The following is a 13,673-nucleotide window of genomic DNA, read 5'->3' as shown; positions in this document are numbered from 1 at the left end:
AAAACTGAAGGAGTTTCCCACATTCAAACACTACAAAGAAACAACAACGTTTTCTTTAACATAAACCTTCTATAATTGTATTTAAAAACTGTCAACTTATTTTAGGGAAGGTCAGTTTGTAAAAATGGAACGCTTTGCGCCTCTCCAAAGGAGACGGGTCAAAAGAAGCGCGAAGTTCAAGTCCTCTCCTTTGGAGAGGATTTAAGTGGGGCGGCAATGAGTATATTATAATAATTTAATAATAATGAATGATTTAGCGGTATCAGTTTGGGAAGAAAAGGTGATTATACCAACTTATGGCATAGGCAAACCAGATAAAAACCCCATGTTTTTTGAAAAGCGGGTATACCAGGGAAGCAGTGGCGTGGTATATCCAAACCCGGTTATTGAAAAGATTGAGGATGAAAAGACCGATAAAGAATACATTGGGTTGTTTTTAGAAAATAAATATCTCAAAATAATGATCCTGCCAGAGCTTGGCGGGCGCATCCAGATGGCTTATGACAAAATTAAACAAAGGCATTTCATCTATTATAACCAGGTTATTAAGCCGGCACTGGTAGGCTTAACCGGTCCTTGGATCTCGGGCGGGATTGAGTTTAACTGGCCCCAACATCATCGCCCAAGCACCTTTGAGCCGGTCGATTATACTTTAGCCGAAAATCCCGATGGCAGTAAAACCGTATGGGTTAATGAAGTAGAAAAAATGTTCCATACCAAAGGCATGGCGGGATTTACATTATACCCGGATAAAGCATATATCGAGATCAGTGCAAAATTGTATAACCGCACCGGCCTGCCGCAAACCTTTTTATGGTGGGCCAACCCGGCTGTGAAGGTCAATGATCACTACCAATCAGTTTTTCCGCCGGATGTTAATGCTGTTTTTGATCACGGTAAGCGCGATGTATCAGATTTCCCAATTGCTACCGGTACCTATTATAAGGTCGACTATTCACCGGGAACGGATATTTCCATGTATAAAAATATCCCGGTACCTACATCATACATGGCTATTAATTCAGATTATGATTTTGTTGGAGGCTATGAGCATGATAGCAAAGGCGGTTTACTGCATGTTGCGGATCACCATATTTCGCCGGGTAAAAAACAATGGACCTGGGGGCATAGCGATTTCGGCCAGGCCTGGGACAGAAACCTTACCGATGAGGATGGTCCCTATATTGAACTGATGACGGGTGTATTTACTGATAACCAGCCGGATTTTAGCTGGCTGATGCCATACGAGGAAAAATCATTCACTCAATATTTTATGCCTTACCGGGAGCTTGGCATGATAAAAAATGCAAGTAAAGACATCCTGTTGGCAGCCGATAAAGCTGGGAATAAGGTAACCGTAAAAGTATACGCCACATCCGTACATGAGAATATAACACTAAGCTTGTCTATAAAAGGGCAGGAATTGTACAAAGAGACAATAACGGTTTCACCAGAGGTGATCTTTAATAAAGAATGGGCCATTAAACATGATCTTGATGAAAATGAGCTGTTAATAAAAGTCTCTTCTACGGATGGAAAGGAGCTGCTCAAATATGAACCGGTAGCTAATTGTAAAAACGAGCTTCCGCAACCTGCAAAGGCCGCCTTATCTCCGCAGGAAATTATAAGCACAGAGCAATTGTTTTTAACCGGACAGCATTTGGAGCAATACCGCCATGCAACCTATAATCCGGTAGATTATTATGAAGAAGCTTTACAGCGCGATCCGTCTGACATCAGGAGTAATGATGCAATGGGTAAATGGTTGCTAAGTAAGGGGCAGTTTGCCAAAAGTGAGGCATATTTCAGGAAGGCAATTGAAACGATAACCCAACGCAATCCCAACCCGTACGATAGCGAGCCATATTATAACCTGGGATTATGTTTAACCTATCTTGAACGGGATAATGAGGCTTATGAAGCTTTTTATAAAGCTACCTGGAGCAATGCCTGGAAAGATAGCGGTTATTTTTCTGTGGCATTGATAGATCTGAAAAGAGGCCATTATGAGAAGGCTTTGGAGCATATTTGCCAGGCCTTAGATAGAAACCGTAACAACAGCAAGGCCTGGGTAATAAAAGTAGCAGCCTATCGGAAGCTGCTGCACCTTGATAGCGCGCTGCAAACTGTTAGTGAAGCTTTGAAGCTCGACAGATTTAACCTGGGAGCGCTTTTTGAAAAAGCATTGATCAGCAAATTAAATCACCAGGATGATAAAGCGAAGCGATTGATAGAAGAACTGCTGATACTTTCACGGGGAGATGAGCGAAACCTGCTGGAATATGCATTGGATTATGCTGCGGCAGGTTTATATGAAGAAGCTGGTGAGCTTTTGGAATATGCCGTGAAGGAACCTGATACCAATCCTATGGTGTTTTATAGTTTGGGTTGGTTTAGCTATAAATCAGGCGATCATCAAAAGGCTAAAGAATGGTTTAATAAAGCGGCTATAGCCAATCCATATTTGTGTTTTCCAAACCGGTTAATTGAAATAAAGATCCTGCAACTGGCATTTGAAATAAACCCAACCGATGCAAAAGCGCCCTATTACCTAGGCAACCTGTTTTATGATAAGCGGCAATATGCAGATGCGATAAAATGCTGGGAAACTTCGGCTCGCCTGGATGATACATTTCCAACGGTTCATCGTAACCTTGGCATAGCTTATTTTAATAAACAAAACGAAGCTCAAAAGGCGCTAAACTGTTATGAAAAGGCATTTGCTCTTGATCCTAACGATGCACGAGTATTAATGGAACTGGATCAGCTCTATAAAAGACTGAACCGGGCGCCGGCACAAAGATTACAGTTTTTGGAAGATCATCTTGCTATAACAGAACAACGCGATGATATTTATTTGGAACGCCTTAGCCTGTATAACTTTGCCGGGGATTACGAAACCGCTCTCCGTTTAATTGAAGCACGGAAATTCCATCCCTGGGAGGGAGGGGAAGGAAAGGTTTCTTATCAATACCTCTTAAGCCTGGTTCAATTGGCAAAGCATTTTATCAAACAAAAACAGCATGAAAAAGCCATTGCATATTTAGAAAGAGCCCAAACCTATCCGCATAATTTAGGCGAAGGCAAACTTTACGGTGCACAGGAAAATGATATTGATTATTGGCTGGGTTGTGCATCCGCAGGGTTAGATAAAAATGAAAAAGCAAACGGATATTTTATAAAAGCTACCAAAGGATTAAGCGAACCGTCAGCCGCCATATTCTATAACGACCAGCCGCCTGATAAGATCTTTTACCAGGGATTGGCCCATAAAAAACTGGGTAATAATGAATTAGCGAATACTGTTTTTAACAAACTGGTTGCATACGGCATTGAGCATGTAGCTGATGAAATAAAGCTTGATTACTTTGCCGTCTCGCTTCCCAATCTGTTGATATTTGATGATGACCCGGATCTGCGCAACCGCATTCATGCCTATTTTATTCAGGGTTTAGGTTACTTTGGTCTTGAAAGATCAGCTGAAGCAATCCAAATGTTTACAAAGGTACTTGAAATGGATGCTGCACATTCAGGAAGCAAGGTGCATTTGGAGATGGCAAAAGATCTGTGATCTTGGATCACGGCGCTCTTTGTGCCTTCTCTGTTATAGTATTAATGCTACAGGCTGCTTAAAATTTCAACAACTCCAAAAACAGATGTCCCTCTTAACACCAGGATCTTTTTTGAGTTGCAGGCTTCCATCGTATAGGTTCGTTTATCCTCAATCGTTGCAAAAATCTGGGTGGTGTCTGTTTCTATCCACCAATCCTGCGGTACGGTTATTTTAACTTCACCAAAGCCTTGTGAAATGTCAAGAATAGCAACACCCGCAAGGTCGGCATGGGTGAAATCCAGTTCGGTGCTGCCAAATAAGTTGCTGACTTTACAGCCCCTGAAATCTTTTGAAATAACGGTCTTTTTTATACCTCCGAAAACGGTGGTTGTATTTATATAATCATCGTTGGCGAAAATATATGCTGCTTGATTGTTCATGATCTTTAAATTTTAATGTTGACCAAAACTAATGGAAGCGCTTAAGGATGAGAAGATAAAGCTTGCAGAAGGGGAGAAGATGTCGGTAAATGAGGGGGTTATGCCGGTAAAATTAATTATACATCGTTTCACCGGTATAAATTCATTTATGTTTAGTTTGATAGATTTTAAAACACTGGCTTTCACCAATTCGCAATATTATTGTTTGCTATACAACAAAGCCACCTTGGGGTGGCTTTGTTGTATATAAATATATAGCCTAACAGTGGTTTATCCCCACATTGCTACAAAGAGTTCCGCGGTGTCTGTTTCCTGCCGCCAATTCCATGACCCTGCTGTTTTACTTTCATGTGGTCCCCGCGAAACTTCAGGAATAGCTGTTTGAGCCTCCTCGTTTGTACCGGTAAAACTATCGGTTGTATTTATATAATCATCCTTGCTAAGGATAATTGATGCTGCTTGATTATTCATGATCTTAAAATTTAAATGTTGCTCAAAACTAATGGATGGTTTTTGTAGTGAAAAGCAGAACCTTGCGGGAGGGGAGAAGTTCTCGGTGAGTGCAGGGATTTTGACGGTAAATTATAGTGGAACCTGTTTTCGCCGATCAGACGCGCGTGGCTTTACATAATTTGAAATATTTTTAAATAAAACAGGCATAAATCGGTAAAAAAGCTAATATTTGAATAAAGGCATTAAGCTGTATTATTTAATCCTAAAACCTTTAACAACGGCTCCTCTCCGCAACGAGGATTCATGATGAAAAAAAATGAGACTATTGACATCGCCATTGTGGGCGGCGGTGTTTCGGGTGTTTACAGCGCCTGGAAGCTTAAACAAAAATACCCGGCAAAAAAAATTGTTGTATTTGAAGGCGGCGACCATATTGGCGGTCGTTTGCTATCTGTTGTGCCGCCCAATATCCCCGAAATGGTAGCAGAGCTTGGTGGAATGCGCATTCTCGAAAATGCCCAGCCGCTAATCGTTGCGCTGATAAAAAAATTAAACAAGCAGCTTCCGGACGATAAGCAGATAGAATTATACGATTTTCCGGTTGATGAGAATCAAAACATAGCTTACCTGCGGGGTGTATATTTAAGACTATCGGATTTTTCATCGAATCCTGATAAGGTGCCTTATAAGCTATCTTTCCTTGAAAAAGGCGGCTCGCCGGGGGGCATCATTGTAAATGCAATTGAGCAAATTGTACCCGGGATCACCAATCCCAAGCTAACCGAAGAGGAAAGACGCCACATGGCGCAGCAAACCATATTTGCCGGTGAACCGCTTTATAAGCAAGGCTTTTGGAATGTGTTATACCGTGTTATCAGCGGTGAAGCTTATCAATTTGGCATGGATGCGGGCGGGTACAACTCAACCCTATCCAACTGGAACGCTGCCGATGCTATTCCGTGGTTCCTGACAGATTTTGGCATAGTGCCGCAATATAAAGGATTTAAAAAAGGCTTTCAGCAGATCCCTAAAACATTGGCTGATTTTTTTGTTCAATTGGGCGGCGAGATCCATTTGAACACCAAATTGAACAGCTTTGAAACCATTGATGGTAAGTTTCATTTAGCTTTTAAAGACAGTACAGTTGTTGCGGATTCATTGATCCTGGCCATGCCGCGCCGCTCGCTTGATCTGCTTGCGCCGGGCAGTCAATCGCTGCAGCAAATAAAACAGCTGATCGGCAGTGTTACGCCGCGTCCACTGTTTAAATTGTTTACCACATATGCAAATCCATGGTGGATGGCGGCCGGTTATACGGATAAAGCAACAGGCAAATTTGTCCCGGTAGAGTCGGGCAGGAGCGTTACCGATCTGCCGGTAAGACAAACGTATTATTGGCCAAAAAATAACGGTAAGCCCGCCACAAAAGGCGAATCAATGCTGCTGGCCAGCTATGACGATGGCAACAACATTGGTTTTTGGGATGGTCTGCGCCCGCAACGTAAACAGGCCTGGGCCGAGGGACTTGCTCACGCTAAAATTGAGGGCCCCTTTTTAGGTGAAGAAAAAAGTGATAAGGCCGATCTTGATTGGTTTGAATACAAAGCCCCAGCTGCCATGGTGGATGAAGTAGCCAGGCAATTGCAACTAATGCACGGCCTGAGCCATACCCCGGTTGTTAAAAATGCAGCCTTCCGCGATTGGGGCGAAGACCCCTTTGGTGGCGGCTGGAACAGCTGGAATATCGGCGTAAAAAGCTCGGAAGTGCGGGATCAGATTACCCAGCCGATTGATAATTTACAGCTTTACATCTGCGGCGAAGCCTACTCCGATGCCCAGGGCTGGGTTGAAGGCGCTTTGCAAACGGCGGATATAATGTTGAAGAAGATTAATAAGAAGTAAAATATACCTCCCGTTTCCGCAGGGTCTCGCATGGCGGACCCTGTGGTGTATTGGGTTAATTGTGTGGAATAACCAGCCGCAAGATAAAAAACAGCCTTTGAAAGAAGGCTATTTTTTGTTGATCCCCAATTTAATATAGTAAACTTTGAAATAAAGCGACATCTATGCATCCTAAATTCTATATTTAAAATTGATGAACAACAGAGACTTTTTTAAGGATGTTTTATTAGGTATAGCTGTAGGTGATGCGCTCGGTGTACCGGTAGAGTTTGAAACGAGAGCCGAAAGAGCGTTAAATCCTGTAACCGCTATGACGGGATTTGGAACACACCATGTTCCGGCAGGTACATGGTCAGATGATAGTTCTTTAACATTTTGCCTGGCTGAAGCATTAACAAAGGATTTTAGTATCGAACAAATCGCAGACAATTTTATATCGTGGCTATACGAAAATTATTGGACAGCAACCGGGGTGGTTTTTGATATTGGTATGGCAACGCAACAAGCAATTAATAGGCTGTTAAAAGGATGCAGACCTGATTTAGCCGGAGGATTTGAGGTTTCTTCAAATGGTAACGGAAGTCTGATGCGCATACTACCTTTATTGTTTTATATACAAGAGAAACCCATTGAAGAACGATACGAAATAACGAAACTAGTATCATCTATAACACACGGGCACATTCGGTCGGTAATTGCATGTTTTTACTATTTAGAATTCGCGCAACAAATTCTGTTGGGCGTTGATAAATTCTTGATTTATGAAAATTTAAAAAGTGAGGTTGCAAATTTCTTAGAACTAAACTCATTGAATCCGGAGGAAGTATTCTTATTTAATAGATTACTTAGAGCTAATATTTTTGATTTGGAAGAAGAAGAAATTCAAAGCACCGGATATGTTATCCACACATTAGAAGCAAGTTTGTGGTGCTTGCTAAATACAGATAATTATAAAGATGCTGTGTTAAAAGCAGTAAACCTTGGCAATGATACAGACACAACAGCTGCAGTTACAGGCGGACTTGCTGGGATTTTATATGGATATAATTCAATACCAGTAAGTTGGTTAAATCAATTGGCAAGAGTAAAAGATATAGAAGGCTTAGCAGATAAATTAAGCCTGAAATATGGATGAGTTGATTAATGTTTAAAGCCTTCCAACTTCCGCTGAAAGGCTTCAAATATCAGTCCTCATTTAATTACTTATCCAACCCACCCCTCCGTGTCGCTTTCACCTGCACCGGCCATTTAATTCCCTCAGTTTTTGTATTTACTGTTTTAGCCGGATCTTCACTAGCCATATAAGCAAGCATGGCAGCAAGCATGGCATTATTGCGCAGGTCGTCAAAAACAACTTTGTCATACGTATCGCGATTAGTGTGCCAGGTGTATGAGCCGTACGACCAGTTAAGCGAGCTCAACGAAAAGCCGGGTGCGCCAACTGCTACAAACGAGGCAAAGTCAGAGCCGCCGCCGCCGGGTGTGCCGGGGAAAGTTGTTTTTATGCGGTTCTTAATGGTATCGGGTACTGCGGCGAGCCAGCGGGTAAGGTAATCCTTGGCTTCAACATAGCCCTGCCCGGCCAGGTTTACTACGCGGCCGGTGCCGTTATCCTGGTTAAACAGTGCCTGCAAGTTTTTCACTATTTCCGGGTGGTCCTCCACAAAGGCGCGGGAGCCGTTCAATCCTTCCTCTTCACTACCCCAATGACCAACCAGTATGGTGCGTTTTGGGTGGGGATAATATTTCTTTAATAAACGCATGGCCTCCATCATGGTTAAGGTGCCGGTACCGTTATCTGTAGCGCCGGTGCCGCCATCCCATGAGTCGAAGTGGGCGCTGAGCATTACATATTCATCAGGTTTTTCGCTGCCTTTTATTTCGGCAATGGTATTAAAGGTTGGCACTACACCTAACTCTTTTGATTCGGTGTGCACACTGATCTTTGGACTGCTGCCCGATTCAGTCAAGCGGTAAAGCATCCCGTAATCTTCCAAACCAATATCAACCGTAGGAACTATTTTAGTATAAGCGCCAAAGATCTTATCAACCCCAAAACCCGCCGACCAGTTATTGGTCAATATCCCCACAGCGCCGGCTTTTTCAAGGGCCACAGGCAGTGTTTTGTTGGTAAATCCGGTTTTGCTGATGCGTTTGCGCCAGGCATCCGTCATGACGGTGCGCTCTTTTTTCATTTTATCGAATGATTCCGTTGTGGCAAATTCCTTCCAGTTATAATCGGGCCTGCCGGTTGGCTGGCACATAGAGATCATTACAAATTTGCCCTTAACATTTGACAGCCATTGCTGAAAAGCAACAGAGTCAGCTAAATCAGGTAGAATAATTATTCCGGCGGTAACTGTCTTTTTACCCATTCCCGGGCTCCAGGCCAGTTGGGTGCCTTCCAGTGATTTTACCCGTGGTGAAACCATATCAATGTGAGAGATCCCACGTTCCCAGCCGCGCCATTCACCCCATTTTTCGTTATGGGCGGGGATGTTCCAGCTTTTATATTTGGCTACAGCCCAGTCATTAGCCTCTTTCATTTGTGGTGTACCTACCAAACGGGGACCAACGCCATCAAAAAGCTCATGTGCCATTTTCTCCAATTGCGAGTTATTGGTTTCTTCGGCCATTATACTGTCAATAACAGGTTTATTTGATTGTGCTGATGCGATGCCACTGCAGAGCATTACACCTAAAACAAATGGCATTACCCTTTGCCATAGGTTTAATCGGGATTGGGTATAGGTTGTTTTCATAAATCTAATTTATAAAAAAGGAGAGAAGTGGTATAATTTATTCTATGTATGGTATACAAGCTAATAATTACCCCCAGGATAAATTGAAAAATAGTAATTGCAACAACTATGCTTGATCCTTAATTTTTCTTCCGTATTTCTCTAATAACGTTATTATTTCAGCAAGTTTCATGGGTTTGCTCAAATAATCGTCCATTCCGGCCTGCATACAGGCTTCTTTATCTTCCGCCATGGCGTTAGCTGTCATAGCTATTATAAATGGTTGCGCGCTCAATTGCTCCCTGATTAGCCGGGTAGCTTCAAACCCATCCATTTCAGGCATTTGTATATCCATCAGGATAAGGTCGTATTTCTGTTTGTGCACAGCTTCCATCGCTTCAATACCATTACTTACTATGCCGGGTTGATAACCCATTTTTTGAAGAATATGTAAGGCAACTTTTTGATTCACTATATTGTCTTCAGCAATCAAAATGTTCATTGGAAACTGAAGCGCCGTATCTTTTGACAATTGGCCATTTTCTGATTTGGTATTTTGAGAAAAGTTTTTGTCACTTTTTAACTGTTCAATAATATGCTTGTAAAGCACGTTATGCTTTGCTGGTTTAGTTAAAACGACATTGAATAATTTGGCTTCCAGCTTGCTTTGCTGATTATCAACAGAACTCAATAATATTATAGGCAGATCAGCCCTTGTTTCTTTTATTTTCTTTGCCAGTTTAATCCCATCCATTTCCGGCATGTTCAAATCGGATATTACCAGGTCTATCTTTTGTGAAGATAAAATTGCCAAAGCCTCTGCACCGGATCTGGCAATTAAGGGTTTATACTTCCATTGCTTTAGCTGCGTTTCCATTATAATACGATTGGTAGCATTATCGTCAACAACCAGTATGAGTTTATTTTCAAGTCCTACTCCATTTAATTGATTATAGGGCAGGGGGACTGTTACGCCAACTTTAGTTTTAATAGTGAAACTAAATGTAGTACCAACTCCCAGTTCACTTTTTACATCAATACTTCCTCCCATTAAATTAATCAGCTTTTCACTAATTACTAAGCCAAGGCCTGTACCGCCGTATTTCCTGGTTGTGCTTGAATCAACTTGTGAGAACGCCTTAAAGAGCCTGCTCAATTTATTTTCAGGTATCCCTATACCGGTATCACGAACTGTAAATGATAATTCAAGTTCATTGTTTTTTAATGCCAATGCGCTTACGTGTATAAAAATTTCTCCTTCGCTGGTAAACTTTATTGCATTCCCTATAAGGTTTATTAAAACCTGTCTCAAACGCATTGAATCGGCAATGATATGATCAGGAACTTCCGGTTCAATTTGATAGATTAGGTCAATGTTTAGATGGGATGCTTTTTCAGCAAACAGATCCAATACACTTTCTACACAATCCCTGATATCAAAATCATGTTCTTCAATTTCTATATTCCCCGATTCGATCTTCGAAAAATCAAGAATATCATTGATCACCGCCAATAGGGCATCGCCTGAACTTTTTATAATCTCGGTATACTCATTTTGCTCTGTTGTTAGCTCCGTATTTGACAATAAATTAGCCATGCCAATAACGCCATTCATAGGTGTTCTTATCTCATGGCTCATTGTTGCCAGGAATATACTTTTTGCTTTATTGGCATTTTCTGCTTCCTCCCTGGCTTTTTCAGCCTCTTCCCTGGCGGTTTCCGCCTCCTCCCTGGCTTTCTCGGCTTGCTCACGCGATTTACGCTCTTCAATAGTAAGTTGTGCCATGCTCTCTGTACGCTCTTTTACCTGTATTTCAAGATTGACCTTTTGCTTTTGTATGGAGTGGATACGATATTTAAACAGCCGGTAAATGGCGCCAATAACACCCAGCACGGCTAAGGTGTCAAACCACCAGGTTAACCAAAACGGAGGTATAATTGTTATTTGCAAAGGTGATGTAACCGGTGACCAGGCACCCTGGCTATTCCTGTACTTTAACTTAACATGGTACGTACCCGGGGAAAGATTAGTATAGGATGCAGCATGGTGACTACCTATATAATTCCATTCCGTATCAAAACCTTCCAGAAAATAAGCATATTGCTTTCTTTCTGGTGATGCATAATCCAATGCTGAAAATTCAAATGAAAATACCGACTGTTTATAGGATAAGGTTAAGCTTTTTGTATCAGTAATATCATTTTTTAAAGGCGATAGATCAGCTGAATCTTTAGCTATTGAAAGTTGTTTGTTAAATAATTGGAACGACGTGATCACCAGGGGGGCAAAAATCGTTGTATTTACCACGCGGGACGGAGAAAATTTATTAAAACCATTAATCCCCCCAAAATAAATATTTCCGCTATGGTCCTTTAACGCCGAATGTGGCTTAAATTCATCGCCCTGAAGGCCATCCTCTACTGTGTAATTGTTGAATATTCTTTTTTCAGCATTAAATTTAGATAGGCCACCATTGGTGCTTATCCATAATTTACCAAAGTTGTCCTCTCTTATCGCGTATATAATATCACTTGGCAAACCGTCTTTTTTTGAGAAAATGGTAAAATGCTTACTAACCGGATCAAACAGATCAAGGCCCGATAAGGTAGTCACCCATAATCTTCCCTTGCTGTCTTCAAAAATGTCGGTTACCCCATTGTTGCTAATGCTGTTTCTTTTTTCATCATGAATAAAATGTTCAAATTTATCAGTCGTGCTGTTAAAAAGATCTAAACCACCATCTGAGGTCCCTATCCATAAGTTTCCCTTTTTGTCCTCAAGCATTGAATATACCCTGTCACTGCTTATACTGCCAGGGTCATTGATATTAAACTTGTAATGTTTAAAGCTATTTGTTGCCCCGTCATAACAATCCAATCCTTCATTAAATGTACTTATCCATGTCTTTTTGTTGCTACTGTGTAAAATGTAATAAATATTGTTCCCTCCAATACCCTGTGGTTTTGCGGGATCATGTTTAAAATTTTTGAAAATATGTGTCTTTGGGTCCATTATGCTTAGCCCGTCTCCCCAGGTACCAATCCATAATTTATCCATATTGTCCGGTCTTACAACTAACACATAATTGCCGGTTATGCCATTTTTTCCTTCTGGCTGTTGTTTATAAGTAGTGAAGTTTCTAGTTTTTGGGTTAAACATGTTTAGCCCGCCACCGTCTGTTCCTATCCAAATGTTATTATTTTTATCTTCTGCCAAATCGAGCACGTAATTATTAGACAGGCTTTGCTGGTTACTGTTATGCCTGTAAAGAGCAAAGGTTGATGTGGTTTTTTTTGACAGGTTAATACCCCCGCCAAATGAACCAACCCACATATTAAAGGTTTTATCTTTACAGATAGCATACACTGAATTGCCATTAATGCTGTTATTATCAATTTCATCGTGCTGGTAAGTATGAAAAACACCTGATCGTTTGTTTAATATACACAAACCACCATTTTCTGTACCTATCCACAAATTTCCATCTTCATCGTCATTTAAGCTATAAATAGTATTGCCCGAGAGGCTGTTAACATTTTTTATATCATGTTTAAACCGTTTAAAGGTTTTATGCTGTCTGTCAAACAAGTAAAGCCCATCGTCCTGGGTGCCAATCCATAAATAATGTTGCTTATCTTCAAAAATAGAGATGATGTTATTACCGCTGACTGCTTTTGATATTGGATCGTGATAAAGGAATTTGGAAAATGTATTGTTCTTTTTATTATACAAATTTAATCCCCCTATTGCTGTACCCACCCAAATATTATGTTGTGCATCCTTAAATACAGCGCGTGCATTATTATTGCTCAGGCTCTCTGCATTTATTTCTGAATGAATATGATGATAAAATATATTCTTCTTTATATCATAACGATCGAGCCCGCCATTTTGAGTCGCAAGCCATAAATCATCGTCATCAAATGTAAGCCGGTTAATAATATTATTAGCAATAGATTTAGGGTTATTGTTATCATGCATAAACCTTATAAAGCGGCCGGTTTTTCTTTGGTACATATTTAAACCATTTTGCGTAGCCAGCCATATGTTCCCATTCTTATCTTCAGCAATGTCAGTAATCATGTTATTACTTAAAGACGTAGTATCTTTCGCATCATACCTGTAGGTGATAAATTGATAGCCATCATACCGGTTTAAGCCATTGCGGGTAGCTATCCACATAAATCCGCGACTGTCCTGCATAATATTATTTACGTTTATCTGTGACAAACCCTCACTTGTACCAACATGTAAAAATTTCAGGCTTTCATTTTGGGAGTAACTGTTAAACGGAAATGTAAACCCCATCACACACACGATTGTGAAAAGAAAATTAAATTTTTTATACCTTTTATACATAGTTAAAATTTCTTTAATTTAATCTAATCATCAAGCGTTCTGCAATTGCATCTTTGGAATTCCAGGTAAACCCAGTGTTTTTATTGACCATACTTTTAGTGAATATTATCAAGGCTCCCTGCCGTACTCATTTTCGGCACGATCAATAAATAATTGGAAATCAATGTTAACCAAATTTTTATTCAGATTACTATATGTTAAAATAATTAGGCTTTATATTTTAA

8 protein-coding genes are annotated in these 13,673 nt (G+C 40.7%); 4 read left to right on the top strand and 4 right to left on the bottom strand.

Annotated features, from left to right (window positions below; genetic code table 11):
* Positions 1-244: 244 nt before the first annotated feature.
* A complete protein-coding gene (locus tag JWQ54_RS25915) occupies positions 245-3,571 on the top strand; it encodes a DUF5107 domain-containing protein (protein ID WP_299590766.1) in 3,327 nt (1,108 codons plus the stop codon).
* Between the two features lie 47 nt (positions 3,572-3,618).
* Here the strand turns inward: JWQ54_RS25915 and JWQ54_RS25910 are convergent, their stop codons facing one another.
* Complete coding sequence (locus tag JWQ54_RS25910) at positions 3,619-3,993, bottom strand: LiaF domain-containing protein (RefSeq protein WP_299590764.1); 375 nt, start codon at positions 3,991-3,993, stop codon at positions 3,619-3,621.
* A 31-nt stretch (positions 3,994-4,024) separates the two neighbouring features.
* Between JWQ54_RS25910 and JWQ54_RS25905 the strand changes: the two genes are divergently transcribed.
* On the top strand, positions 4,025-4,243 hold the full coding sequence (locus JWQ54_RS25905) for a hypothetical protein (RefSeq protein ID WP_299590763.1): 219 nt from the start codon (positions 4,025-4,027) through the stop codon (positions 4,241-4,243).
* 20 nt (positions 4,244-4,263) lie between these two features.
* Here JWQ54_RS25905 and JWQ54_RS25900 read toward each other — a convergent pair whose 3' ends face one another.
* A complete protein-coding gene (locus JWQ54_RS25900) occupies positions 4,264-4,464 on the bottom strand; it encodes a hypothetical protein (RefSeq protein WP_299590761.1) in 201 nt (66 codons plus the stop codon).
* A gap of 285 nt (positions 4,465-4,749) precedes the next feature.
* Between JWQ54_RS25900 and JWQ54_RS25895 the strand changes: the two genes are divergently transcribed.
* Positions 4,750-6,348 carry an FAD-dependent oxidoreductase gene (locus JWQ54_RS25895; RefSeq protein WP_299590760.1) on the top strand — a complete coding sequence of 533 codons (1,599 nt, stop codon included), beginning with the start codon at positions 4,750-4,752 and terminating at the stop codon, positions 6,346-6,348.
* 193 nt (positions 6,349-6,541) lie between these two features.
* Entirely contained in the window at positions 6,542-7,483 is a 942-nt protein-coding gene (locus JWQ54_RS25890) for an ADP-ribosylglycohydrolase family protein (protein ID WP_299590759.1), read from the top strand.
* 64 nt (positions 7,484-7,547) lie between these two features.
* Here JWQ54_RS25890 and JWQ54_RS25885 read toward each other — a convergent pair whose 3' ends face one another.
* Together JWQ54_RS25885 and JWQ54_RS25880 are read right to left on the bottom strand one after the other, a co-directional pair.
* Complete coding sequence (locus JWQ54_RS25885; RefSeq protein ID WP_299590758.1) at positions 7,548-9,110, bottom strand: M20/M25/M40 family metallo-hydrolase; 1,563 nt, start codon at positions 9,108-9,110, stop codon at positions 7,548-7,550.
* Between the two features lie 106 nt (positions 9,111-9,216).
* A complete protein-coding gene (locus JWQ54_RS25880; protein ID WP_299590757.1) occupies positions 9,217-13,398 on the bottom strand; it encodes a hybrid sensor histidine kinase/response regulator in 4,182 nt (1,393 codons plus the stop codon).
* Between the last annotated feature and the right edge of the window lie 275 nt (positions 13,399-13,673).

Source organism: Mucilaginibacter sp., assembly GCF_028288225.1.
Classification (GTDB): domain Bacteria; phylum Bacteroidota; class Bacteroidia; order Sphingobacteriales; family Sphingobacteriaceae; genus Mucilaginibacter.
The sequence above is the reverse complement of the archived record's forward strand: the minus strand, read 5'-3'. Positions and strand labels throughout refer to the sequence as shown.

What these genes read in the sequence shown, in the direction of transcription:
- JWQ54_RS25895 (WP_299590760.1), top strand. Translation starts at nt 4,750, where the DNA reads ATGATGAAAAAAAATGAGACTATTGACATCGCCATTGTGGGCGGCGGT.
- JWQ54_RS25900 (WP_299590761.1), bottom strand. Translation starts at nt 4,464, where the DNA reads ATGAATAATCAAGCAGCATCAATTATCCTTAGCAAGGATGATTATATA.
- JWQ54_RS25885 (WP_299590758.1), bottom strand. Translation starts at nt 9,110, where the DNA reads ATGAAAACAACCTATACCCAATCCCGATTAAACCTATGGCAAAGGGTA.
- JWQ54_RS25880 (WP_299590757.1), bottom strand. Translation starts at nt 13,398, where the DNA reads ATGGGGTTTACATTTCCGTTTAACAGTTACTCCCAAAATGAAAGCCTG.
- JWQ54_RS25915 (WP_299590766.1), top strand. Translation starts at nt 245, where the DNA reads ATGAATGATTTAGCGGTATCAGTTTGGGAAGAAAAGGTGATTATACCA.
- JWQ54_RS25890 (WP_299590759.1), top strand. Translation starts at nt 6,542, where the DNA reads ATGAACAACAGAGACTTTTTTAAGGATGTTTTATTAGGTATAGCTGTA.
- JWQ54_RS25905 (WP_299590763.1), top strand. Translation starts at nt 4,025, where the DNA reads ATGGAAGCGCTTAAGGATGAGAAGATAAAGCTTGCAGAAGGGGAGAAG.
- JWQ54_RS25910 (WP_299590764.1), bottom strand. Translation starts at nt 3,993, where the DNA reads ATGAACAATCAAGCAGCATATATTTTCGCCAACGATGATTATATAAAT.